The organism is Rugamonas sp. FW305-51, assembly GCF_058786935.1.
Window position 1 is genome coordinate 32970 of the sequence record NZ_JBYSZG010000005.1, and the last position, 21448, is coordinate 54417.

Consider the following 21448-nt stretch of genomic DNA (forward strand, 5'->3'; position numbering starts at 1 on the left):
TGCCCGGCCTGCACTAGCAATTACTCTTCGCCTCCCTGCGTCGCCTATATCTGGTTGGCGATGTCAAGTCATGACAAAATTAGTCAACGATTATATAGAACAACAATGACATCCATCAAGAAAAAAACCAATTTGTCATAGGAGCGGCGCACCATTGTTGTGCGCGGCGTGAGTAAGAAGTGCATTTGAAGCGGCCGGCCGGCGTTGCCGGGAAGGCAAAACATTGCGCGATGCGCGCGGCGGCGACGCCAGCGGGGCGCGGGCGCGCCGCGCCCCGCCTCCTCTGCTCTCGCGACATGCAGCCGTTCAGCGCGGCTTGCGCGGCAAATCGAAGCGGATGATGGCCTCGCCCTTGGACGTCACGCGCGGCGCCGGACGGAAGGCGTGGCCGTAGATAATCTCGAACGTCAGGCCCAGCTTGCCGTCGCTGCGGCGGCCCCGTTCCAGCGCGGCAAGCGCGCGGGCCCAGGCCTGGCGCCCCATCAGGCCGCGCCGGCGCGTGTCCAGCGGATTGCCGCCCCAGGCCCGCACGTCGGCCAGCAGGGCTTGCGGCGTATCGTAGGTGACGGTAATGACCTCCATGTCCAGCACCGGCGTGGAAAAGCCCGCCTCCACCAGCTGGTCGCCAAAGTCGTGCATGTCGACGAACGGCAGCGCATGGGGCGCGCCGTCGGCCGCCGCGAACGCGGCCCGCACTTCCTTGAACGTATCGGGACCGAAGCAGGAAAACATCAGCAAGCCATCGACCTTGAGCACCCGGCGCCACTCGGCGAACACGCGGTCCGGCTGCGGATGCCAGTGCAAGGCCAGGTTGGACCAGACCAGGTTGACGGCGCCCGGCCCCAGCGGCAGCGCCGCGAAATCGCCGCATACCAGGTCCACCCCCGTCTTGGCCGGCAACAGCTTGCTCAGCAACTGGTTGATGGAGCCGAGCCGCGAGGCGGGCGTGCGGGCCGCGCCCACCATGGCCTCGGCCGCATCCACCCCCACGATCTGGGCCGCCGGATAGGCTTTCTGCAGGGCCGCCAGATCGGCGCCCTCGCCGCAGCCGGCGTCGAGCACGCGCTGGGGCGACAGCTTGATCAGGCCCAGCCTGTCATGCATGCGCGACGAAATTTCGCGCCGCAGGAAGTCGGACGGTTGCACCCGCTGGGGGTGGGCAAAGGCGGCGCGCACGCGGGCCAGGTCTATGGGCGCGCTCAGTTTGGGCGGATTGGCAGGCACTTGCATGGTTCTGAATAGGAGGCGATGAAGATGCGATAATGTCGGCAGTGTACATGGTTGAAGCCAAACGCGATGCCGACCGCCCCGCCACTGCCGCGCCGTCCGCCGCCGGCCAGCGCCCGCGCGCTGCTGCGCCGGGCCGGCACGGCCCTGCTGCACGGCCTGCTGCCCACGTCCTGCGCCCTGTGCGGCGTCGCCTGCGCGGAAACGCTGTGCATGCCCTGCACTGCCCAATTTTTCGGCAGCGCTGGCGCCAGCGGTATCGGCTGCCGTGGCATGACGCTGCGCTGCCGCCAATGCGCCAATCCCCTGCCGGCCGGTGCCGGGGCCGGGTCCGGCCTGTGCGCCGGCTGCCTGCTGCAGCCGCCCGCCTTCGACGCCACCGTGGTGGCGGCCGATTACGCCATGCCGCTGGACCAGCTGGTGTTGCAGTTAAAATTCGGCCACCGGCTGGCGCACGCCGCCCTGTTCGCCCGCCTGCTGCGCGACGCCGTGCTGCAGCAGCCGGACTGCGTGCTGCCCGCCGTGCTGTGCCCGGTGCCGCTGGGGCCGCGGCGGCTGGCGGAGCGGGGCTTCAACCAGGCGCTGGAAATCGCCCGTCCCCTGGCGCGGGCGCTGGGCGTGACGCTGGTGCCGCGCCTGGCCTGCCGCGTGCACGACACGCAGGCCCAGAGCAGCGTCGCGCCCGACCAGCGCGGCCGCAACGTGGCCCATGCCTTCGCCATCGCGGACCCGGCGCTGGTCGAGGGCCGCCACATCGGCATCGTCGACGACGTCATGACCAGCGGCCAGACCTTGAATGAACTGGCCGCCACCTTCAAGCGTTACGGCGCCGCGCGCGTGAGCAACCTGGTGTTCGCCCGCACACCGCCCCATTGATTTTTTTAGGAGAAGCACTTTGTTCCACGTCGTCCTCGTCAACCCGGAAATCCCGCCCAACACGGGCAACGTGATCCGCCTGTGCGCCAACACGGGCGCCCAGCTGCACCTGATCGAACCGCTGGGCTTCCCGCTGGAAGACTCGAAAATGAAACGCGCCGGCCTCGATTACCACGAGTACGCGCAGATGCAAGTACACCCGAACTGGGACGCCTTCCTGGCCGCCGTGCAGCCCGACCCGGCCCGCATGTTCGCCATGACCACGCATGGTTCCTCGCCGTTCGCCGACGCCACGTTCCGGCCCGGCGACGTGTTCGTGTTCGGTTCCGAAACGCGCGGCCTGGACCCGGCCCTGCGCGAGTCGTTCCCGCCGGCCCAGCGCATCCGCCTGCCGATGCGGCCCGACAACCGCAGCCTGAACCTGTCGAACACGGTGGCCGTGGTCGTGTTCGAAGCGTGGCGCCAGAACGGCTACGCGGGCGGGGCCTGACGAGATAGACCTGCTGGCAATTTAACCCGGTACTTGAAGCCTCGCGCCGTCTCCCGCTAATCCGTGAAGAACCCTATTTTTTGCGTCCTTGCGCCACTTACGCGAGGCCTGGGCCCGACTCTGCGCGCATAGTCCCTACGGCCCAGTGCATCCGCCTGCCGATGCGACACCACCAGACCAAGCAAAAGCTGCACACATCCGAACGCGCGCGCACATAGTTCAAATTTGAACTATACTGTTCAAACTCGAACCAAATTCAGTTACCTTTGCGGAGCCCATTCCATGAATCTGTTTATCCGGCTGTTCTATGTGCTGATCACCACGCTGTTCCGCCCGCGCCTGCCCGTGGGCCCGGCCACCAGCGAACTGGCGTTGATGACCATGCCCAATGACCTGGACATCAACCTGCACGTCAACAACGGCCGCTACCTGACGCTGTGCGACCTGAACCGGGTCGACCTGTTCATCCGCTCCGGCCTGGCGCGGCTGATGGTCAAGCATGGCTGGATGCCCGTCATCGCGGAACATACGATGAAGTACCGCAAGGAATTGGGCGTGTTCCGCCGCTTCAAGGCGACCATGGAATTGACGCACTGGGACGAGCGCCATTTCTTCATGACGCACCGCTTCACCATCGGCGACAAACTCATCGCCGAGGGCACGTCGAAAGGACTGTTGGTGGGCAAGCAGGGCGTGGTCGCGCCCCACGTGGTGATCGCGGCCCTGCAGGCCAGCCAGGATGCCCGCGCCTGAACAGCGACTGCTGCGTTGACTACAGCAGCGCCTCCAGCCGGGCCGACACGCGCTCCATCACGCGGCCGATGGTGGCGATTTCCGCCTCCGAAGACCCGGCCACCATGGCTTTCACCACCTCGGCCTGTATCTGCATGGCCTGTTCCGCCAGCGCCATGCCGGCGGCCGTCAGGGTCAGGCGCTTGGTGCGGGCGTCGTCCGCGTCGGTGCCGCGCACGACGAGGCCCCGCTCTTCCATTTGCGTCAGCAGCATGCTCACCCCGCTCTTGGTGATGAAGCAGCGGGCCGCCAGCTCGCGCTGGCTCAGGCCGGGCCGGGTAGCCAGCGTGGCCAGCACTTCCAGGTCGCCCACCCGCAGCTGGATCTCGGCCAGCCGCCGGCTGACCACCGTCTCGCACAGGTTGTAGGCACGCACGGTCGATAGCCATGCCTGCGTGCCGTGCGGCGACGACGGCGATTTCATGCCTGGCGCACCTTGTTCAGCAGCTTGGTGGTCGACCGGTCGTGCTCGAAGTCGATGGCAATCGCCTGGCCGCCGTAGGCCAGCACGGCCTGCCCTTCCGGAATGGCCCCCATGTCGTAGTCGCCGCCCTTGGCGTAGATCTCGGGACGCGCTTCCAGCACCACTTGCAAGGCCGTATCCTCGTCGAAGTCCACCACCAGACTGACGGACTCCAGCGCGGCCAGCACGGCCATGCGGTCGGCGCAGCTGTTGAGGGGCCTGTCGTCGCCCTTGCCCAGGCGCTTGACGGAGGCGTCCGTGTTGGCCGCCACCACCAGCGAAGCGCCCAGCGCACGCGCCTGCGCCAGATAGGTCACGTGGCCGCGGTGCAGAATATCGAATACGCCGTTGGTCAGGACCACGGGCTTGGGCAGCGCGGCCACGCGCGCGGCCAGTTGTTCACGGGTGCAAATCTTGTCTTCAAAAAGGGGCATGGCAAATATCTGGTTGGGTGATGCGGCGGCCGGGAGCCGCCGCTTGCTGCGTTCTGCTGTTGCGGACGGCGGCGCCGGCCGCCGGACTGGCTTACTCGTCCTCTTCCTCGTCGTCCACCTGCATGCTCAGTTCGCCCCCGCCGGAGGCCGCCTGGCCGCCGTGGCGGTCGCCGCGCAGCTTGATCTGGAGCCGCAGGCCGTTGGCCGAGTCGGCGTTGCGTATCGCTTCCTCGTAGCCGATAAAGCCCTTATTATAAAGTTCGTACAGGGCCTGGTCGAAGGTGCACATGCCCAGTTCGCGCGACTTGTGCATGATTTCCTTGATCGACTGGAAATTGCCCTTGAAGATCATCTCGGCGATGGTCGGCGTGTTGAGCAGGATTTCGATGGCCGCCTTGCGCCCCTTGCCGTCTTCCGTGCGCACCAGGCGCTGCGAGACGATGGCGCGCAGGTTGGACGACAGGTCCATCAGCAGTTGGTTGCGCCGCTCTTCCGGGAAAAAGTTGATAATGCGGTCCATGGTCTGGTTCGAGTTGTTCGCGTGCAGCGTGCCCAGGCACAGGTGCCCCGTTTCGGCGAAGGCGATGGCGTGTTCCATGGTTTCCGTGTCGCGGATCTCGCCGATCAGGATCACGTCCGGCGCCTGGCGCAGCGTGTTCTTGAGCGCGTTGTGCCAGGACAGCGTGTCGACCCCCACTTCGCGGTGGGTGATCAGGCAACTCTTGTTCTTGTGCACATATTCGACCGGGTCTTCCACCGTGATGATGTGGCCGGCCGAGTTGGCGTTGCGGTAGTCGATCATGGCCGCCAGCGTGGTCGACTTGCCCGAGCCCGTGCCGCCCACCACCAGCACCAGCCCGCGCTTGGTCATGATGACTTCCTTGAGGATGTCGGGCAGGTCCAGCTTTTCGAAGGTGGGGATCTCGGACGCGATGGTGCGGATCACCATGGCCACGTTCTGCTGCTGCACGAACACGTTGACGCGGAAGCGGCACACGTCCGGCAGTGAAATGGCGAAGTTGCACTCGAGCTCAGCCTCGAACTCGGTGCGCTGCTTCTCGTTCATGATGGACAGGGCCAGCGCGCGCGTGATGGGTCCGCTGAGCTTTTGCTGGCTGAGCGGCTTCATGGCGCCCTGCGACTTCATGCTGGGCGGAAAGTCGGCGGAAATGAACAAATCGGAGCCGCCCGTGTGGTGCATTACCTTCAGCAGCTTGTGGAGGTAGGCCTGGGCCTCTTCAGGGCCAAAAGTGGAGGACATGCGAACCTTTCAATCAGTCGGTGCAGCGTAACGGCCGTGCGCAACATTATATCGGCAGCGGCCGCCGCCACCGTTTTTCCTAAATGGGACAGCGCTTGATATTGGCCCATTTATATCATTGCGTCCCCGCAATGCCTGTGTTCAAATAGGTTTATGACACTGACCGAACTGAAATACATCGTTGCTGTTGCACGAGCGAAACACTTCGGCCACGCGGCCGAGGCGTGCTACGTCGCCCAGCCTACGCTCTCGGTAGCAATCAAGAAGCTCGAAGACGAGCTGGGTGTCGTATTGTTTGAACGGGGCGGTGCGGAAATCTCCGTCACGCCGCTGGGGGCCCAGATCGTGGCCCAGGCCGAACGCGTGCTGGAACAGACGGCCGCCATCAAGGAACTGGCCAAGCAGAACAAGGATCCGCTGGCCGGTCCCCTGCGGCTGGGCGTGATCTACACCATCGGCCCCTATCTGCTGCCGCCGCTGGTCAAGGCCATGATCGCCAACGTGCCCCAGATGCCCTTGATCCTGCAGGAAAATTTCACCGTCAAGCTGCTGGAAATGCTGCGCCAGGGCGAACTGGACGCGGCCATCATGGCCCTGCCCCTGCCCGAACATGGCATGGCCGTGCAAGCGCTGTACGACGAACCGTTCGTGGTGGCCATGCCGCCGCAACACCCATGGTCGCGGCGCCAGGCCATCCCGGCCGAGGATTTGAAGACGGAAAACATGCTGTTGCTGGGCAACGGCCACTGCTTCCGCGACCAGGTGCTGGAAGTATGCCCCGAAATGGCGCGTTTTTCCTCGCCCGGCAACGGCATGCAGCGTACCTTCGAAGGGTCGTCGCTGGAAACCATCCGCCACATGGTCGCTTCCGGCATCGGCCTGACGGTACTGCCGCGCGCCTCCGTGCCGGACATGGACAGCGCCGACGGCATGCTGCAATTCCGCCACTTCAGCCAGCCGGAGCCGTCGCGCCGGGTGGTCATCGTGTGGCGCAAGAGTTTCACCCGCAAGGCCGCCATCGACGCCGTCTGCGCCGCCGTGGCCGAATGCCACCTGCCCGGCGTGACGGCATTGCCCGTGGACGCGCACTGACGCCCGCTCTTCCTTTGCTGACGCAGCCCGCCAGGATTTGCGATAATCGCGTTTTGCCCTGCAACGGACCTCATCCATGAACAAGCTGGAGCTCTACGCGCGCCTGCTGCGCCTCGACAAACCGATCGGCACCCTGCTGCTGCTGTGGCCCACGCTGAGTGCCCTGTGGCTGGCCTCGGGCGGCAAGCCGGACTGGAAGCTGGTGCTGATCTTTTCCGTCGGCACCCTGCTGATGCGCTCGGCCGGCTGCGCCGTCAACGACTACGCGGACCAGGATTTCGACAAGCACGTCAAGCGCACGGCCCAGCGCCCCATCACCAGCGGCAAGGTCAGCGGCAAGGAAGCGCTGGCCATCGCCGCCGCCTTGGCCTTGCTGTCGTTCGGCCTGATCCTGCCGCTCAATGCGCTGACCAAGCAACTGTCGGTGGCCGCCGTCATCATTGCCGCCAGCTATCCCTACTTCAAGCGTTTCTTCGCCCTGCCCCAGGCTTACCTGGGCATCGCCTTCGGCTTCGGCATTCCGATGGCGTTCGCCGCCGTGCAGGACACGGTGCCGCCGCTGGCCTGGGTGATGCTGGTGGCCAACGTGTTCTGGGCCCTGGCCTATGACACGGAATACGCCATGGTGGACCGCGACGACGACTTAAAAATTGGCATCAAGACCTCGGCCATCACCTTCGGCCGCCACGACGTGGCCGCCGTCATGTTCTGCTATGGCGCCAACCTGACGCTGCTGCTGGCCTGCGGCTGGCTGCTGGGCCTGCGGGCCTGGTTCGTTACGGGACTGCTGGCAGCGGCCGGCATAGCGGCGTACCATTACACCTTGATACGGGACCGTGAACGCGACGCCTGCTTCTACGCCTTCCGCCACAACAACTGGCTGGGCGCGGCAGTGTTCGCCGGCGTGGCCCTGGATTACGCGCTGCGCTGAGCGCGTCCCGCGCCCCCTTGATCTGGCGCACAGCGCCATCCGCGCAGCAACTTATACACTGGGCACTTTCACGGAGTATCGTTACACCTGACCAGGGAGAAGCCATCATGGAACAGACTGTGCAACAAGGCAATGGCGCCGTCAACGGCAACATGGCGCAAAGCCAGGCCACCGGCAACGAGGCGCGTGACAAATTGATGAACGATCTGAAGCTGGTCATCGGCGACGCCGAAGCCTGGCTCAAGGAAGCCAAACACAACGCCGCCAGCCACGCCGGCGAAGCCCAGGCCCGCTTCGATGAAACCTTGCGGGCCGCCAAGACCGACCTGCTGCGCCTGCAGGACAACGTGACGGCGCGCGGCAAGCTGGTGGCCCAGTCGGCCGACGGCTACGTCAAGGGCCATGCGTGGCAGGCCGTGGGCTTGGGCGCGGCCGTCGGCGTGGTTGCCGGCCTGCTGCTATCACGGCGCTGAAACCCGGCTGGGCGGCTGCCGGCCTGCGGCGTGATTCGGCCATCACGGCGCTGAAACCCCGTTGAACGGCTGCCGGCCAGCGGCTTGATGCGGCCATCACGGCGCTGAAACCCCGTTGAGCGGCTGCCGGCCTGCGGCTTGATGCGGCCATCAAGCCGCCGGCACGCCGCTCAGCGGCTGCCAGCCTCGGCGGGGCGCGGCTCGGCTACCTTGTACTTGAGCCGCAGCTGCTGCAGCAAGGGCTGTTCATGCTGCAGGAATTGGCTGAACTGGGCCACCACCTCATCATGCCGCAAGCTCGACAGGCGGAAATCGCTGTGGGCGTGCGGCAGGGAGGGGTCGAACTGCAGGCCGCCCGGCGCCTTCAATTCCTGCGCCAGCAGGTAATTGGCCACATCGATATTGACGTAGACGGCATCGAGCTGCCCGGCCAGCACGCGGCGCAGCAAGCCGTCGAAGCGGTTGCTGGTGGTCACGACGATGGCCTTGCTTTCAATGGCCGGCAGGTAGGGCCAGGGCGTGAACCCCAGCACCGTGCCCAGCGAATGGATGGTACTCAGAGGCCGGCCTTTATTCTGCGGCAACACCATCGCCCCCTCTTCCGACCTCACCAGCACGTCGCTGTAGCTGATCTTGAGGCTATGGCGCAACTCCTCGCGCCATTTCGGATGGTCGGGATACTTGAAGTCCAGCGACTGTTCCTTCAGGAACGCCGTGTACAAGCGGTTGATGGGCAGCGGCACATAATGGAAGGTATAGCCCTGCTGGCGGGCGAAGGTATCCAGCACTTCGCGCGCGAAGCCCGTGTACTCGTTGTTGGCGTCCGTGCTGTGCAGGGGATAGTATTGCAGGTTCTCCACGCCGACCGTGTAGTTCCGGCCGGCGCTTGCCGCGGCTGCCTCAGGCGTGACAGCCATACCCGCGCCGGCCGGCGCGGCGGCACACAAGGCAGTGACCAGCAACAGCATCCGCATCGTCATTATCGTTCCCTGCGCCAGGTGAATGTCATGGGCCCGGAGGCGGGCTGGCCCTAGCATATCCAAATTCCCGCCGGCGCGCCACCATGCCATAATGACGCTGCTTTTGTCGTCGCGCCACTCCCTGAACCTGGACCTTCATGTCGTCTCGCCTGCCTTATCGTCTGCTCATTCTGCTGGCGGCCTGCGCCGCATGGTCGCCTGCCCGGGCAGTGGAAGTCAAAATGGCGTTCGGGGAAAAAATCCCGCCGTTCTGTTTCCCGGAAACCAATTCAGGTATCGAACTGGAAGTCATCGGCGAAGCGCTGGCCTATCGCGGCCACGTGCTCAAACCCCAGTATTTCCCGTTCGCCCGCGTGCCGGTGGCATTCAAGACCAGGGTGGTCGATGCGGCCATGACGGACCTGGGCGAAAACATGACGGCCGAAGGCGGCTGGTACGGCGATCCGGCCGTGCTGTACGACAACGTGTTCATCAGTCTCAAGGAGCGTCATCTGGTCGTGCGCAAGCCGCAAGATTTGCGGGGCTTGCGCGTGATCGCCTTTGCCGGCGCCGCCAAGCGTTATCCCGACTGGCTGGGCCCGGTCAAGGACGCGGGCCTGTATTTTGAGCAGAACGACCAAGGCCTGCAGGTACTCACGCTGGACAAGGGCCGCTACGACCTCGTGCTCAGCGACCGCAACATCTTCAAATACTTCACCCTGCAGCTCAAGCGCGAACACGGCATGCCGCTCAAACCGACGGAGGAGCACAGCTTCGTCAAGCTCAACCCCATGGATTACCGGCCCGTATTCCGCGACGGCCGGGTGCGCGACGATTTCAACGCCGGCCTCAAGCACCTGAAGGAAACGGGACGCTACAACGCCATCTACCAGAAGTACCTGGGCGACGGCAAGACCGACTAATGGGTCCACGCGGCGCCGTTGCGGCGCCGGCGCTCTAATTGAAGGCGCTGCACCAGCCGCCGGCCCGCACCAGCTTGCCGGGGAACAGCGGACAGCCGCCCATGCCGTCCGGTCCGTCTTCGTAGATCTGGCATGTGGCACATTGCTGGTCCGGCTGATGCTCGGGGAACTTGGCCTGGTCCACCCGGCGGGTATCCGTCACATAAGCGAACTCGACCGCCTTGGGGTCGTCTTCCCGCAGCGGGCTGCGCTCGGCGGCCACGGCCAGCCGGCCCAGGCCGGCGGCGGCCAGGCCGGCCACGGCGTGCATGATAAAGATTCTGCGATTGGCCATCTTGCCTCCCGACAATCGTTGAGCTGTCATGATAATACGCCGCCCGCGCGCCGCGCCCGACCAAGTGTTTCGTCCCCGCCATGAAACAAAAAAAATGGGGACGTACCCCATTTTGTCTGCAATTGTCGCTGCCAGCCAGCTTGTCTGGCCGGCTGGCAATCAGGCCGAGCTCGTCGTGAAATAGGGTACGTGAAATGGGGTACGTCCCCATTTTGGGCGAGCCGTCATGATAATACGCCGCCCGCGCGCCGCGCCGAACCAAGTGTTTCGTCCCCGCCATGAAACAAAAAAATGGGGTACGTCCCCATTTTGCCTATTTTGTCTGCGATTGTCGCTGCCGGCCAGCTTGCCTGGCCGGCTGGCGATCAGGCCGCGCCGCCGAGCTCGTCGCCCAGTTCCTTGCCGCGCTGGGCCGCCGCTTTCACGGCCTGGACAATGGCCGCCTTCACGCCGCTGCCTTCCATGCTGGTCAGGGCCGCATACGTGGTGCCGCCCTTGGAGGTGACGCGCTCGCGCAGCAGCGCTACCGGTTCGTCCGACTGCACGGCCAGCTGCGCCGCACCGGCAAAGGTGGCCAGCGCCAGCTGCTTGCCCTGCTCGGCGCTCAGGCCCAGCTCGGCCGCCGCTTCCTGCAACGCTTCGATGAAATAGAACACATAGGCCGGGCCGCTGCCCGACACGGCCGTCACGGGGTCGATCTGCGCTTCGTCGTCCAGCCACACGGTCTGGCCTACGGCTTTCAGGATGGCATCGGCCGCGTCCTTCTGGGCCGCGCTAACGCCGGCCATGGCCACCATGCCCGTGATGCCCAGCCCGATCAGGGCCGGCGTGTTCGGCATGCAGCGCACGATGGCGCCGTAGCCGCCCAGCCAGCGCGACAGGTCGGCGGCGCGGATGCCGGCCGCGATCGACAGCACCAGCGGCGGCGCGTTCCTGTCCAGCAGCGGCAGCAGCTGGGCCGCCACTTCGCGCATGCTTTGCGGCTTGACGGCCAGCACGATCACGTCGCGCCCGGCCAGCGCGCCGTCGGCCGCGGCGGCCGTCGTCACGCCGAACTGGGCCTGCAGCTTGTCCAGCGCGGCGCCGTTGGGGTCGACCACGTGGATGTTGGGGCCCGCCGTCAGCTTGCCCGCCAGGCCCGCGATCAGGGCCGATGCCATGTTGCCGCCGCCGATAAATGCTATCTTCATGTTCGCTCTCTCGTTTTAGTGGTAGTTGCGTGATCCGAATATGGCGCTGCCTACGCGCACGATGGTGGCCCCTTCGACAATGGCGGCCTTCAGGTCGGCCGACATGCCCATCGATAAGGTGTCGAGCGCCAGGCCTTCGGCCCGCAATTGCTCGTACAGCGCGCGCAGGCGGGCGAACGGGGCTCGTTGCTGCTCGTATCCTTCGGCCGGTTCCGGGATCGCCATCAGGCCCCGCAGCTGCAGCCGCGGCAGCGCGGCCACCTGGCGGGCCAGTTCGGCCACTTCGTCCGGCGCCACGCCGCTCTTGCTGGCCTCGCCGCTGATATTCACTTGCAGGCAGATGTTGAGCGGCGCCAGCTGCGCCGGACGCTGTTCCGACAGGCGCTGGGCGATCTTGAGCCGGTCCACCGTGTGCACCCAGTCGAAATGCTCGGCGATGGGCCGGGTCTTGTTGCTCTGGATGGGGCCGATGAAGTGCCAGGCCAGGGCCGTGCCGGGCGCGCCGGCGGCCACGGCCGCCATCTTGTCGAGCGCCTCCTGCAGGTAGTTCTCGCCAAAGGCCAGCTGGCCGGCCCGCACCGCTTCCAGCACCGCCTCCGGGCCGAACGTCTTGGACACGGCCAGCAGCTGGACCGCGCCGGGCTGGCGGCCACTTTCTTGTAATGCGGCAACAATTGTGCCGGCTATGGCTTGCAAGTTCTGGGCGATTGTGGACATAATCAATGAGCAGATGGTGGTAAGCGGACAATAAACAGACGATGGGCTGACGCGGCTGAAAAGAATTCAGCCCGACACATTCGCCGCGCCGGTAAGCCGACCCGGCGCGCGCGCCCGACAACAGGCACAGGGATTATAAATGGACATTTCAGAACTGCTGGCATTCTCCGTCAAGAACAAGGCCTCGGACTTGCACCTGTCGGCCGGTTTGCCGCCCATGATACGGGTCCACGGCGACGTGCGGCGCATCAACCTGCCGCCGCTCGAGCACAAGGACGTGCACGGCATGATCTATGACATCATGAACGATGGCCAGCGCAAGGCCTACGAAGAAATGCTGGAAGTGGACTTCTCGTTCGCCATTCCCGGCCTGGCCCGCTTCCGCGTCAACGCCTACAACCAGGAGCGGGGCGCCTCGGCCGTGCTGCGCACCATTCCGTCCAAGATCCTCAGCCTGGAAGAATTGAACTGCCCCAAGATCTTCGCCGAACTGTCGCTCAAGCCGCGCGGCCTGGTGCTGGTGACGGGCCCCACCGGCTCGGGCAAGTCGACCACGCTGGCGGCCATGGTCAACCACGTCAACGAGAACGAGTACGGCCACATCCTCACCATCGAAGACCCGATCGAATTCGTGCACGAATCGAAGAAATGCCTGATCAACCAGCGCGAAGTGGGGCCGCACACGCTGTCGTTCAACAACGCGCTGCGCTCGGCCCTGCGGGAAGATCCGGACGTGATCCTGGTGGGCGAGCTGCGCGACCTGGAAACCATCCGCCTGGCCCTGTCGGCGGCCGAGACGGGCCACCTGGTGTTCGGCACGCTGCACACCTCGTCGGCCGCCAAGACCATCGACCGTATCGTCGACGTGTTCCCGGCCGATGAAAAGGAAATGGTGCGGGCCATGCTGTCCGAATCGCTGCAGGCCGTCATTTCGCAGACGCTGCTCAAGACCAAGGACGGCTCCGGCCGGGTGGCCGCGCACGAGATCATGGTGGCCACGCCGGCCATCCGCAACCTGATCCGCGAAGCGAAGATCGCCCAGATGTACTCGGCCATCCAGACCGGCAGCAACGTGGGCATGCAGACGCTGGACCAGACCCTGACCGACCTGGTGCGGCGCAACGTCATCTCGTCCGCCGCGGCCCGCTCGGCCGCCAAGACGCCGGACAACTTCCCCGGCTAAAACCCAGGGGGTCAGTTGCGGCAAGTGGACTAAGGCAGCGCCTCTGTCCACTTGCCGCAACTGCCCCCCGCCCCTGCAAGGAGCGGTCACCATGGAACGGGACCAGGCATCAAAATTCATGTTCGACTTGCTGCGCCTGATGCTCAGCAAGAAGGGTTCGGACTTGTTCATCACGGCCGGCTTCCCGCCCGCCATCAAGATCGACGGCAAGATGACGCCCGTGTCGGCCCAGGCCCTGACGGCCGCCCACACGGCCGACCTGGCCCGCTCCATCATGAACGACAAGCAGACCGCCAACTTCGAGCTGACCAAGGAGGCCAACTTCGCCATCAGCCCCGGCGACCTGGGCCGGTTCCGGGTATCGGCCTTCGTGCAGATGAGTTCGGTCGGCATGGTGCTGCGTACCATCACCAGCGAGATCCCGCGCCTGGAAGACCTGGGCTTGCCGGAGGTGCTCAAGGAAGTGGTCATGTCCAAGCGCGGCCTGGTCATCATGGTCGGTGCTACCGGTTCGGGCAAGTCGACCACGCTGGCGGCCATGGTGGGCTACCGTAATGAGAACAGCTACGGCCACATCATCACCATCGAGGACCCGGTCGAGTACGTGCACCCGCACAAGAACTGCATCATCACCCAGCGCGAGGTGGGGGTCGACACGGAAGACTGGGAAGTGGCCCTGAAGAACACGCTGCGCCAGGCGCCGGACGTGATCCAGATCGGCGAGATCCGCGACCGCCAGACCATGGACCACGCCATCGCCTTCGCCGAGACGGGCCACCTGTGCCTGGCCACGCTGCACGCCAACAGCGCCAACCAGGCGCTGGACCGCATCATCAACTTCTTCCCGGAAGAGCGCCGCCAGCAGTTGCTGATGGACTTGTCGCTCAACCTGCGCGGCATGATCTCGCAACGCCTGGTGCCGCGCAAGGAAAGCCGGGGCCGCGCCGTGGCCATCGAGATCATGCTCAATTCGCCCCTGATCTCGGACCTGATCTTCAAGGGCCAGGTGCACGAGATCAAGGAGCTGATGAAGAAGTCGCGCGAGCTGGGCATGCAGACCTTCGACCAGTCCCTGTTCGACCTGTTCGAGGCCGACCTGATCACCTACGAGGACGCCCTGCGCAACGCCGATTCCGTGAACGACCTGCGGCTCACCATCAAGCTGGAAGGCAAGGCCGCCAAGACGCGCGACCTGTCGGCCGGCACCGAACATTTGGGAATCATCTGATGCATACTATTTTCGACCTGGAAGCGGACACCCTGTCGGGCAAGCCCGTCAGCCTGGGCCAGTACAAAGGCCAGGTGCTGTTGATCGTCAACACGGCCAGCAAGTGCGGCTTCACGCCCCAGTACCAGGGGCTGGAAGCGGTGTATGAACAGTTCAAGGACAAGGGCGCCGTGGTACTGGGTTTCCCGTGCAACCAGTTCGGCGCCCAGGAACCGGGCTCGGCAGACGAGATCGGCGCCTTCTGCGAAAAGAACTACGGCGTCACCTTCCCCATGTTCGCCAAGGTGGACGTGAACGGCAGCGGCGCCCATCCCCTGTTCAAGCAGCTCAAGAAGGACGCGCCCGGCCTGCTGGGCACGGAAGGCATCAAGTGGAACTTCACCAAGTTCCTGGTGCGCAAGGACGGCACCGTCTACAAGCGTTACGCGCCGGCCACCAAGCCCGAAGAATTGATCGCCGACATAGAAAAGCTGTTGGCCGAATAATCGCGGCCAGGCCCCGTCAGCCTCCCGCTCCCCACCCACAATCAGGCGTACGACGGCCCTCCGGCTTGCAATATGCAAGCTTTAGGGTCGGGCAGTCGCGCGCCCGGGCCGCCTGTGCCGCCCGCCACACCGGGGTCGCCGTCCCGCGGCCCCGCGAACTTTACGAGTGGCAAAATAAAATGCGTGTGGATTAACTTTTCGGTAATAATGAGTGTGGATAAATTTGCCGGATTAAATCGACCGTCTATGCCGCTGCTCGGGAAATTGTTATCACGCTGGATGCGGATGGGAACCTATTCCCGCCTGTTCCTGCCGATCTTCGTCATCATCGCGGTCGTCACCGGCGTGCGCTACACCCTGCTGATCGACGGCGAATCGCAGGCGGCCGGGGCGCGCTACCGGCAGCAGGCGCGCGAGCTGGAAAGCTACCTGGCCACAGCCCTGCAGCCGGCGCTGGCCGCGCGCGACCGCGGCGCGCTCGACACGGTGCTGGCCGGCGCCCTGCTGCTCAATCCCGACGTGGCCGATGTCCGCCTCGACTACCCGGGCGGCCACCTGGAAGCGCTGCGCGCGGCGCCGGAGCCGGTCCGCTTCCCCTCCTGGTTCGCCGGCCTGGGCACGGTGCCGGCGCTCGCCATGGAGCGCGCCATCGGCCCGCGCGCCACGCTGGCGCTGCAGTTCGCGCCCACCGCGCAGCTGAACGCCGTGTGGCACACGGTGCGCCAGCAAGCCGTGATCTCGGCCATCAACATCACCATCATCTACGCCCTGCTGGCCATGCTCGTGTGCCTCAACCAGCGCATGCTGCGGCGCCTGGAAGCGGCCACCGATCGATTCCAGCACGGCGACTACACGGTACGCATGCGCGAGCGCGGCACGCTGGAAGCGCGCGCCCTGGCCCGCACCTTCAACAACATGGCCGAGAAGGTGGCGGCGCTGGTGCACACGCTGCGGCGCAGCCAGCAGCAGCTGCGGGCGGAAAAGGAGCGCATCGAAGTCACGCTGGCCTCGATCGGCGACGCCGTCATCACCACCGACACGGCCGGCCGCATCGTCACCGTCAACGCCGTGGCCCAGGCCCTGACCGGACGCGACGAGGAGCAGGCGCGCGGTATGGAACTGCACCAGGTGTTCGCACTGGCCAATAACTTCGGCCAGCACGCGCTGCTCAAGGCCACGGACGCCATCTGCGCCGGCAGCGCCGCCGTCAAGATGAGCAACCAGGCCCTGCGCCATCTGTCGGGCCAGTTGTCGACCATCGAATACACGGCCGCCGCCATCCGCTCGGCCAACGGATCCGTGCACGGCATGGTGCTGGTGTTCCGCGACGTGACGGAACGGCGCCAGCTGATCCAGCAGATGTCATGGCAGAGCAATCACGACATCCTCACCGGCCTGCCCAACCGCGCCGCGCTGGCGGCCCGCTTCGAGCACGAGATCGCGCGCGCCCGCGACGGCCATTACCGGCTGGCTGTGTGCCTGTTCGACCTCGACCACTTCCAGCACGTCAACGACAGCCTGGGCCAGGCCGTGGGCGACGCCCTGCTCAAGCAGGTGGCCAGCCGCCTGCACGAGCTGGCCGAACACCGCCAGTATGTGGCGCGCCTGGGCGGCGACGAATTCGTGCTGCTGCTGCCCGAACTTGGCGAACGCAACGCCATCGCCCCCGTGCTGCAGCGCCTGATGGCCGCGCTGGAACGCGACTATCTGTGCGAAGGGGAAGTGGTGAAGATGTCGGCCAGCGTGGGCGTGGCCATCTACACCGGCACCGAGACCAGCGCCGACCTCCTGCTGCGCCACGCCGACCAGGCCCTGTACCAGGCCAAGATCACGGGCCGCAAGCGTTTCCACTTCTTCGACGCCGACCTGGACGAACAGGTACGCACCCACCACAACCGCCGCACGGAAGTGCGCGCCGCGCTGCGCGCCGGCCAGCTGCGGCTGCACTACCAGCCCAAGCTCGACATGCGCACCGGCCGCATCATCGGCATGGAAGCGCTGCTGCGCTGGCAGCATCCGCAGCGGGGGCTGGTGGGGCCGATGGACTTCCTGCCTATCGTCGAGCACAGCGACATCATCGTCGACATCGGCGAATGGGTGCTGCGCGAGGCGCTGCGCCAGCTGCAGGCGTGGCGGGCCGACATGCCGGACTGGGTGGTCAGCATCAACATCGCCGGGCGCCATTTCCAGCGCGCCGATTTCGTCGAGCGCCTGTGCGCCATCCTGGCCGAATTCCCGGACGTGCCGCCGGCCATGCTGGAGCTGGAAATACTCGAATCGTCGGCCCTGAGCGACATCGCCCACGTGCGCGCCATCATGCTGGCCTGCCAGCAGCAGGGCATCAGCTTCGCGCTGGACGATTTCGGCACCGGCTATTCGTCGCTGTCCTACCTCAAGCGGCTGCCGGCCGACACGCTGAAGATCGACCAGAGCTTCGTGCGCGCCATGCTGGTGGACCGGGAAGACCTGCACCTGGTGAGCGCCATCATCAGCCTGGCGCGCTCGTTCGGCATGCGCATCATCGCCGAAGGGGTGGAAACGGTGGAGCATGGCGCCATGCTGCTGCGGCTGGGCTGCGACCTGGCCCAGGGTTACGGCATCGCCCGCCCCATGCCGGCCGGCGAAGTGCTGGCCTGGGTGGCCGCTTTCGACAGCGCCCCCATCTGGCAAGCGGCCACGCGGCTGCCGCCCATCGTCAGCCTGCATGGCGAGGATGCCGATGGCGGCGCCCAGTTCCCGCTGTTTGCGGCGGGGTGATGAGAGCGGTCGCGATCCATGCGTGCAAACACAGGGCGCGGCGAAGACGAACCGTAAAACTGACCAGAGGTGTAGTGACCATGCCCAAACTCGATTTGAACAATGTCCCTGCGCATACAGGCTCCGATTATCCGGCTCCCTACCACTTGGAGGTTGCTGCGCGCGTCCGCCAGCGGCTGGGCGATGCAGGCGGCCTGACGCAGTTTGGCGTCAATCGCATCGAGCTCCCGCCCGGTTGTTGGTCCGGGCAGCGTCACTGGCATTCGGCGGAAGATGAATTTGTGTATGTGATATCTGGCGAAGTTGTGCTCATCACGGACAGCGGCGAACGGCTGATGCGGGCGGGCGACTGTGCCGCCTTTCCCGCGAACACGCCGAATGGGCACCATCTCGTCAACCGGAGCGAAGCGACGGCCCTCTGCCTGGAGGTTGGCTCACGTATGGCCAACGATCGCGTGGTGTACTCCGACGTCGACCTCGTATTCGCCCCGGAAATCGCTGGGTATGCTCACAAGGACGGCACGCCTTATCCGATCGATGATTTAGGGTGAAAATCGGCGGGCAGGAATCCGGCCCCCAACCATTTGACAAGGAAACCATGAGCGAACAGCTGGTGATACGCGCAGTGCAGCAGGACGATTTCCCGCAGTGGAAACCGCTCTGGGACGGTTACAACGCCTTCTACGGCCGATCCGGCGAAACGGCCCTGGCGCCGGAAATTACCAGGATGACCTGGTCGCGCTTCTTCGACGCCTATGAGCCCATGCACGCCATGGTGGCCGAACGGGCAGGCAGGTTGCTGGGACTGGTCCATTTCCTCTACCACCGCAACACGATACAGATCGCACCGACCTGCTACCTGCAGGATTTGTTCACCGCTGAAGAGGCCCGGGGACTGGGCGTGGGCCGGGCGCTGATCAACGCGGTCTACGAACAGGCAAGGACGGCCGGCATTGCCCGCGTCTACTGGCAAACGCGCGAAACCAATCTGACGGCCATGCAGCTTTACGATAAAGTGGCCGACAAGCCGGGATTCGTCATCTATCACAAGCTGCTATAAAACCCACGTAGCCGGCACCCGTTCGCACTTCCCGAATCACCCACCACATAGAGGACGTCATGATGAAAACCCTGCTGGTCACCTGCCTGCTTGTTACCGCCACCGGCGCGTTTGCCGACGAGGCCAGCGATTGCAGCGCGGCCGCCGGTTCCTACCGCACCGGCGTGGTCGTGCGCGGCCCCAAATTCGCGCATGGCCAGTATCGCAAGGGCGTGGAGCTGTCGCACACGCACCTGACGATGAAGGCGGACCAGGACGGCAGGATCTACGACGTCGCCATCGACAACGTCTTCGTCCCCGGCTTTGACCAGGGTAATGCCGGCATTCCGGCCCCGCTCAATGCGATCAAGGTGAACGACAAGATCGGCGTGTGCGGCCAGCTCTACTCCAGGGGCGTGGGCATCCACTGGGTGCACACCAACTGCGGCAAGCGGCCGACGCCGGCCCATCCCGACGGCTGGCTCAAGGAACTCAAGCCCGACGGCACGGCCGGACAAAGCTACACCGGCAATACAGCCTTCTGCCCGGTATTCCGCAACCGCTGACCCAACCCCGCTTTTGCATCCGCCCAAATCGCTGCGCATCCATCGCAGCGAAATCGCTTGCCTTACTGTCACGTGTCAGATATTCTTTACACGTGAAAACGAAAACACTACAAATCGACGGAAACCGGCTGCTGGCCATGCTGTCGGCGCTGGCCAACCCGCACCGGCTGCGCATCGTCGCCATGCTGGAGTCGGGCGGGCGCAACTACGTCAGCCAGCTGGCGCGGGAGCTCGGCATCAGCCGCCCGCTGCTGCACCTGCACCTGCAGAAGCTGGAAGACGCGGGCCTGGTGACGAGCCAGCTGGAGCTGTCCCACGACGGCAAGGCGCTCAAGTATTTTGAAGCGGCCGATTTCGACGTCGACCTTACCCCGGCCGCCATCGCACAGGCGGTGCAGTCCCTGACCAACAATACTGAAACGTAGAGGCCATCATGTCCGTAAGTGTCTATCTTTTGACGATCTGCCTGCCGCTCGCCGCCATCGTCCTGGTGTTCGGCATGCGTTCCTACGCCGCCGTCCAGCAGGCGAAAGCGCACCAGGCCAACGATAACGCCTACCGCCAGCTCGCCGAACAGGCGGTTGCAGCGCAAGCCGAAGCCGCGCGGCGCCTGACGTCCATCGACGCCACGCTGAGCGACTTGAAATCCCGTCTGGCGACGGTGGAAAAAGTACTGAAGGAAGTCGAGTAAGCCCACATTACCCATCCCGGCGCCCGCGCTACGTGTACGACCACTACCTGGTCAAACAGGCCGAGCGCTGGCGCTAAGGCCCGCCGCTCACGGCGCCAGCGCGCGGTCTATCAGTTCTATCCAGTGCTGGACGGGCGTGTCCGTGCCCGATTGCAGGTGGGCCTGGCAGCCCACGTTGGCCGACACGATCACCTGTGCCTCGGTGGCCGCCAGATTGGCCAGCTTGCGGTCGCGCAGCTGCAGCGACAGTTCCGGCTGCAGCAGCGAATAGGTGCCGGCCGAGCCGCAACACAGATGGCTGTCCGCGCACAGCTGCACATCCACTCCGGCCGCGCGCAGCACGCCTTCCACCTTGCCGCGGATCTGCTGCCCATGCTGCAGCGTGCAAGGGGGATGATAGGCCACCCGCTGATCTATCTTGCCGCGCAGCCGGCGCCCCAGTTCTTCCTCGAATTCCGGCATCACTTCGCTCAGGTCGCGCGTCAGCGCCGAAATGCGTTCGGCCTTGGCGGCGTAGGCGCCATCGTGCGCCAGCAGGTGGCCGTATTCCTTGACGGTGGCGCCGCAGCCGGACGCCGTCATTACGATCGCCTCCACCGTGGGTGCGCCGTCCGTGCCTTCCACATAGGGCCACCAGGCGTCGATGTTGCGGCGCATGTCGTCCAAGCCGCCGTCCTGGTCGTTCAGGTGGTAGCGCAGCGCGCCGCAGCAGCCGGCCTTCGGTGCGCTCAGCAGCTGCACGCCCAGCGCATCGAGCACGCGTGCCGTGGCGCTGTTGATGTTGGGCGCCATGCCCGGCTGGGTGCAGCCTTCGAGCACCAGCATCTTGCGCGCATGGGCGCGCGCGGGACGCCGGCCAGCGCCCTGCAGCCGCGGGATCTTGTCCTGCAAGGGCTTGGACAGCAAGGGCCGGAACAGCTGGCCCGCCCGCAGCGCCGGCGTGAAGATCCAGCTGCGCGGCAGCGCCTCCCGCAGCACGGCGCGCTTGAGGCGCTCGGCCAGCGGACGCTGCACGCGCTGCTCCACCACCTTGCGGCCGATGTCGGCCAGCCGGCCGTACTTGACGCCGGACGGACAGGTCGATTCGCAGTTACGGCAGGTCAGGCAGCGGTCCAGGTGGCCCTGGGTCTTGGCCGTGACAGGCGCCCCTTCCAGCACCTGCTTGATCAGGTAGATGCGCCCGCGCGGCCCATCCAGCTCGTCGCCCAGCAGCTGGTAGGTGGGACAGGTGGCCGTGCAAAAGCCGCAATGCACGCAGGCGCGCAGGATGGCGTCGGCTTCATCGCCGTCGCGCGTGTTCTTGATGAAATCGGCGAGATTGGTTTGCATGGCGCTCC

At 65.3% G+C, this 21448-nt stretch carries 25 protein-coding genes; 16 read left to right on the top strand and 9 right to left on the bottom strand.

The genetic code is table 11. The features are described 5' to 3' along the window. Positions 1-306: 306 nt before the first annotated feature. Entirely contained in the window at positions 307-1230 is a 924-nt protein-coding gene (locus AC3WOS_RS05230; protein ID WP_492714794.1) for a methyltransferase domain-containing protein, read from the bottom strand. A 66-nt stretch (positions 1231-1296) separates the two neighbouring features. Here AC3WOS_RS05230 and AC3WOS_RS05235 point away from each other — a divergent pair, with 66 nt between their 5' ends. From AC3WOS_RS05235 to AC3WOS_RS05245, 3 genes are all read left to right on the top strand, one after another. After that, on the top strand, positions 1297-2103 hold the full coding sequence (locus AC3WOS_RS05235; RefSeq protein WP_492714795.1) for a ComF family protein: 807 nt from the start codon (positions 1297-1299) through the stop codon (positions 2101-2103). A gap of 19 nt (positions 2104-2122) precedes the next feature. Continuing rightward, a complete protein-coding gene (trmL, locus tag AC3WOS_RS05240) occupies positions 2123-2593 on the top strand; it encodes a tRNA (uridine(34)/cytosine(34)/5-carboxymethylaminomethyluridine(34)-2'-O)-methyltransferase TrmL (RefSeq protein WP_492714796.1) in 471 nt (156 codons plus the stop codon). 282 nt (positions 2594-2875) lie between these two features. After that, entirely contained in the window at positions 2876-3346 is a 471-nt protein-coding gene (locus tag AC3WOS_RS05245) for an acyl-CoA thioesterase (RefSeq protein WP_492714797.1), read from the top strand. 19 nt (positions 3347-3365) lie between these two features. On the opposite strand, the gene AC3WOS_RS05250 is transcribed toward AC3WOS_RS05245, so the two are convergent. The 3 genes from AC3WOS_RS05250 to AC3WOS_RS05260 form a co-directional block, all read right to left on the bottom strand. Then, complete coding sequence (locus AC3WOS_RS05250; protein ID WP_492714798.1) at positions 3366-3809, bottom strand: MarR family winged helix-turn-helix transcriptional regulator; 444 nt, start codon at positions 3807-3809, stop codon at positions 3366-3368. Further along, positions 3806-4282 (bottom strand): adenylyltransferase/cytidyltransferase family protein, encoded by a 477-nt coding sequence (locus AC3WOS_RS05255; protein WP_492714799.1) that lies wholly within the window; start codon positions 4280-4282, stop codon positions 3806-3808. Before AC3WOS_RS05255 ends, AC3WOS_RS05250 begins: the two co-directional genes overlap by 4 nt. Positions 4283-4373: 91 nt before the next feature. Then, a complete protein-coding gene (locus AC3WOS_RS05260) occupies positions 4374-5543 on the bottom strand; it encodes a PilT/PilU family type 4a pilus ATPase (RefSeq protein WP_492714800.1) in 1170 nt (389 codons plus the stop codon). A 153-nt stretch (positions 5544-5696) separates the two neighbouring features. Between AC3WOS_RS05260 and AC3WOS_RS05265 the strand changes: the two genes are divergently transcribed. The 3 genes from AC3WOS_RS05265 to AC3WOS_RS05275 all read left to right on the top strand — a co-directional run bounded on the left by AC3WOS_RS05265 (position 5697) and on the right by AC3WOS_RS05275 (position 8039). After that, positions 5697-6635: a hydrogen peroxide-inducible genes activator gene (locus tag AC3WOS_RS05265; protein WP_492714802.1), complete on the top strand. Its 939-nt coding sequence runs from the start codon at positions 5697-5699 to the stop codon at positions 6633-6635. Between the two features lie 76 nt (positions 6636-6711). After that, on the top strand, positions 6712-7566 hold the full coding sequence (ubiA, locus tag AC3WOS_RS05270) for a 4-hydroxybenzoate octaprenyltransferase (protein ID WP_492714803.1): 855 nt from the start codon (positions 6712-6714) through the stop codon (positions 7564-7566). A 107-nt stretch (positions 7567-7673) separates the two neighbouring features. Beyond that, positions 7674-8039: an ElaB/YgaM/YqjD family protein gene (locus tag AC3WOS_RS05275; protein ID WP_492714804.1), complete on the top strand. Its 366-nt coding sequence runs from the start codon at positions 7674-7676 to the stop codon at positions 8037-8039. A 170-nt stretch (positions 8040-8209) separates the two neighbouring features. Here AC3WOS_RS05275 and AC3WOS_RS05280 read toward each other — a convergent pair whose 3' ends face one another. After that, complete coding sequence (locus AC3WOS_RS05280) at positions 8210-8956, bottom strand: substrate-binding periplasmic protein (protein WP_492714805.1); 747 nt, start codon at positions 8954-8956, stop codon at positions 8210-8212. Between the two features lie 284 nt (positions 8957-9240). Between AC3WOS_RS05280 and AC3WOS_RS05285 the strand changes: the two genes are divergently transcribed. Next, positions 9241-9921, top strand: a complete 681-nt coding sequence (locus tag AC3WOS_RS05285; RefSeq protein ID WP_492714806.1) for a substrate-binding periplasmic protein — start codon at positions 9241-9243, stop codon at positions 9919-9921. 34 nt (positions 9922-9955) lie between these two features. On the opposite strand, the gene AC3WOS_RS05290 is transcribed toward AC3WOS_RS05285, so the two are convergent. The 3 genes from AC3WOS_RS05290 to AC3WOS_RS05300 form a co-directional block, all read right to left on the bottom strand. Beyond that, positions 9956-10255 (bottom strand): high-potential iron-sulfur protein, encoded by a 300-nt coding sequence (locus AC3WOS_RS05290; protein ID WP_492714807.1) that lies wholly within the window; start codon positions 10253-10255, stop codon positions 9956-9958. 365 nt (positions 10256-10620) lie between these two features. Further along, entirely contained in the window at positions 10621-11445 is an 825-nt protein-coding gene (gene proC / locus AC3WOS_RS05295; RefSeq protein ID WP_492714808.1) for a pyrroline-5-carboxylate reductase, read from the bottom strand. Between the two features lie 15 nt (positions 11446-11460). Next, positions 11461-12162 (bottom strand): YggS family pyridoxal phosphate-dependent enzyme, encoded by a 702-nt coding sequence (locus AC3WOS_RS05300; protein WP_492714809.1) that lies wholly within the window; start codon positions 12160-12162, stop codon positions 11461-11463. Positions 12163-12301: 139 nt separating this feature from the next. On the opposite strand from AC3WOS_RS05300, the gene AC3WOS_RS05305 reads away from it, so the two are divergent. The 9 genes from AC3WOS_RS05305 (at position 12302) to AC3WOS_RS05345 (ending at position 20111) form a co-directional block, all read left to right on the top strand. Continuing rightward, positions 12302-13345, top strand: a complete 1044-nt coding sequence (locus AC3WOS_RS05305) for a type IV pilus twitching motility protein PilT (protein ID WP_492714810.1) — start codon at positions 12302-12304, stop codon at positions 13343-13345. Positions 13346-13436: 91 nt separating this feature from the next. Then, positions 13437-14573, top strand: coding sequence for a PilT/PilU family type 4a pilus ATPase (locus AC3WOS_RS05310; protein WP_492714811.1), 1137 nt, complete (start codon positions 13437-13439; stop codon positions 14571-14573). After that, the gene (locus AC3WOS_RS05315) at positions 14573-15058 is read left to right on the top strand and encodes a glutathione peroxidase (RefSeq protein WP_492714812.1); all 486 of its coding nucleotides are present in this window, start codon (positions 14573-14575) and stop codon (positions 15056-15058) included. Before AC3WOS_RS05310 ends, AC3WOS_RS05315 begins: the two co-directional genes overlap by 1 nt. A gap of 285 nt (positions 15059-15343) precedes the next feature. Beyond that, positions 15344-17815: a putative bifunctional diguanylate cyclase/phosphodiesterase gene (locus tag AC3WOS_RS05320; RefSeq protein WP_492714813.1), complete on the top strand. Its 2472-nt coding sequence runs from the start codon at positions 15344-15346 to the stop codon at positions 17813-17815. An 80-nt stretch (positions 17816-17895) separates the two neighbouring features. After that, positions 17896-18366, top strand: a complete 471-nt coding sequence (locus AC3WOS_RS05325) for a cupin domain-containing protein (protein WP_492714814.1) — start codon at positions 17896-17898, stop codon at positions 18364-18366. Between the two features lie 47 nt (positions 18367-18413). Next, the gene (locus AC3WOS_RS05330; RefSeq protein WP_492714815.1) at positions 18414-18875 is read left to right on the top strand and encodes a GNAT family N-acetyltransferase; all 462 of its coding nucleotides are present in this window, start codon (positions 18414-18416) and stop codon (positions 18873-18875) included. A gap of 59 nt (positions 18876-18934) precedes the next feature. Beyond that, on the top strand, positions 18935-19420 hold the full coding sequence (locus AC3WOS_RS05335; protein WP_492714816.1) for a hypothetical protein: 486 nt from the start codon (positions 18935-18937) through the stop codon (positions 19418-19420). Between the two features lie 92 nt (positions 19421-19512). Then, positions 19513-19845, top strand: coding sequence for an ArsR/SmtB family transcription factor (locus AC3WOS_RS05340; protein ID WP_492714817.1), 333 nt, complete (start codon positions 19513-19515; stop codon positions 19843-19845). A gap of 8 nt (positions 19846-19853) precedes the next feature. Further along, on the top strand, positions 19854-20111 hold the full coding sequence (locus AC3WOS_RS05345; RefSeq protein ID WP_492714818.1) for a hypothetical protein: 258 nt from the start codon (positions 19854-19856) through the stop codon (positions 20109-20111). Positions 20112-20198: 87 nt separating this feature from the next. On the opposite strand, the gene glcF is transcribed toward AC3WOS_RS05345, so the two are convergent. Continuing rightward, positions 20199-21440, bottom strand: a complete 1242-nt coding sequence (gene glcF, locus AC3WOS_RS05350) for a glycolate oxidase subunit GlcF (protein ID WP_492714819.1) — start codon at positions 21438-21440, stop codon at positions 20199-20201. Positions 21441-21448 lie beyond the last annotated feature (8 nt).

What these genes read in the sequence shown, in the direction of transcription:
- ubiA (WP_492714803.1), top strand. Translation starts at nt 6,712, where the DNA reads ATGAACAAGCTGGAGCTCTACGCGCGCCTGCTGCGCCTCGACAAACCG.
- AC3WOS_RS05300 (WP_492714809.1), bottom strand. Translation starts at nt 12,162, where the DNA reads ATGTCCACAATCGCCCAGAACTTGCAAGCCATAGCCGGCACAATTGTT.
- AC3WOS_RS05255 (WP_492714799.1), bottom strand. Translation starts at nt 4,282, where the DNA reads ATGCCCCTTTTTGAAGACAAGATTTGCACCCGTGAACAACTGGCCGCG.
- AC3WOS_RS05290 (WP_492714807.1), bottom strand. Translation starts at nt 10,255, where the DNA reads ATGGCCAATCGCAGAATCTTTATCATGCACGCCGTGGCCGGCCTGGCC.
- proC (WP_492714808.1), bottom strand. Translation starts at nt 11,445, where the DNA reads ATGAAGATAGCATTTATCGGCGGCGGCAACATGGCATCGGCCCTGATC.
- AC3WOS_RS05335 (WP_492714816.1), top strand. Translation starts at nt 18,935, where the DNA reads ATGATGAAAACCCTGCTGGTCACCTGCCTGCTTGTTACCGCCACCGGC.
- AC3WOS_RS05235 (WP_492714795.1), top strand. Translation starts at nt 1,297, where the DNA reads ATGCCGACCGCCCCGCCACTGCCGCGCCGTCCGCCGCCGGCCAGCGCC.
- glcF (WP_492714819.1), bottom strand. Translation starts at nt 21,440, where the DNA reads ATGCAAACCAATCTCGCCGATTTCATCAAGAACACGCGCGACGGCGAT.
- AC3WOS_RS05250 (WP_492714798.1), bottom strand. Translation starts at nt 3,809, where the DNA reads ATGAAATCGCCGTCGTCGCCGCACGGCACGCAGGCATGGCTATCGACC.
- AC3WOS_RS05280 (WP_492714805.1), bottom strand. Translation starts at nt 8,956, where the DNA reads ATGGCTGTCACGCCTGAGGCAGCCGCGGCAAGCGCCGGCCGGAACTAC.
- AC3WOS_RS05345 (WP_492714818.1), top strand. Translation starts at nt 19,854, where the DNA reads ATGTCCGTAAGTGTCTATCTTTTGACGATCTGCCTGCCGCTCGCCGCC.
- AC3WOS_RS05285 (WP_492714806.1), top strand. Translation starts at nt 9,241, where the DNA reads ATGGCGTTCGGGGAAAAAATCCCGCCGTTCTGTTTCCCGGAAACCAAT.
- AC3WOS_RS05265 (WP_492714802.1), top strand. Translation starts at nt 5,697, where the DNA reads ATGACACTGACCGAACTGAAATACATCGTTGCTGTTGCACGAGCGAAA.
- AC3WOS_RS05230 (WP_492714794.1), bottom strand. Translation starts at nt 1,230, where the DNA reads ATGCAAGTGCCTGCCAATCCGCCCAAACTGAGCGCGCCCATAGACCTG.
- AC3WOS_RS05325 (WP_492714814.1), top strand. Translation starts at nt 17,896, where the DNA reads ATGCCCAAACTCGATTTGAACAATGTCCCTGCGCATACAGGCTCCGAT.
- AC3WOS_RS05330 (WP_492714815.1), top strand. Translation starts at nt 18,414, where the DNA reads ATGAGCGAACAGCTGGTGATACGCGCAGTGCAGCAGGACGATTTCCCG.
- AC3WOS_RS05320 (WP_492714813.1), top strand. Translation starts at nt 15,344, where the DNA reads ATGGGAACCTATTCCCGCCTGTTCCTGCCGATCTTCGTCATCATCGCG.
- AC3WOS_RS05260 (WP_492714800.1), bottom strand. Translation starts at nt 5,543, where the DNA reads ATGTCCTCCACTTTTGGCCCTGAAGAGGCCCAGGCCTACCTCCACAAG.
- AC3WOS_RS05245 (WP_492714797.1), top strand. Translation starts at nt 2,876, where the DNA reads ATGAATCTGTTTATCCGGCTGTTCTATGTGCTGATCACCACGCTGTTC.
- AC3WOS_RS05275 (WP_492714804.1), top strand. Translation starts at nt 7,674, where the DNA reads ATGGAACAGACTGTGCAACAAGGCAATGGCGCCGTCAACGGCAACATG.
- AC3WOS_RS05315 (WP_492714812.1), top strand. Translation starts at nt 14,573, where the DNA reads ATGCATACTATTTTCGACCTGGAAGCGGACACCCTGTCGGGCAAGCCC.
- AC3WOS_RS05305 (WP_492714810.1), top strand. Translation starts at nt 12,302, where the DNA reads ATGGACATTTCAGAACTGCTGGCATTCTCCGTCAAGAACAAGGCCTCG.
- AC3WOS_RS05310 (WP_492714811.1), top strand. Translation starts at nt 13,437, where the DNA reads ATGGAACGGGACCAGGCATCAAAATTCATGTTCGACTTGCTGCGCCTG.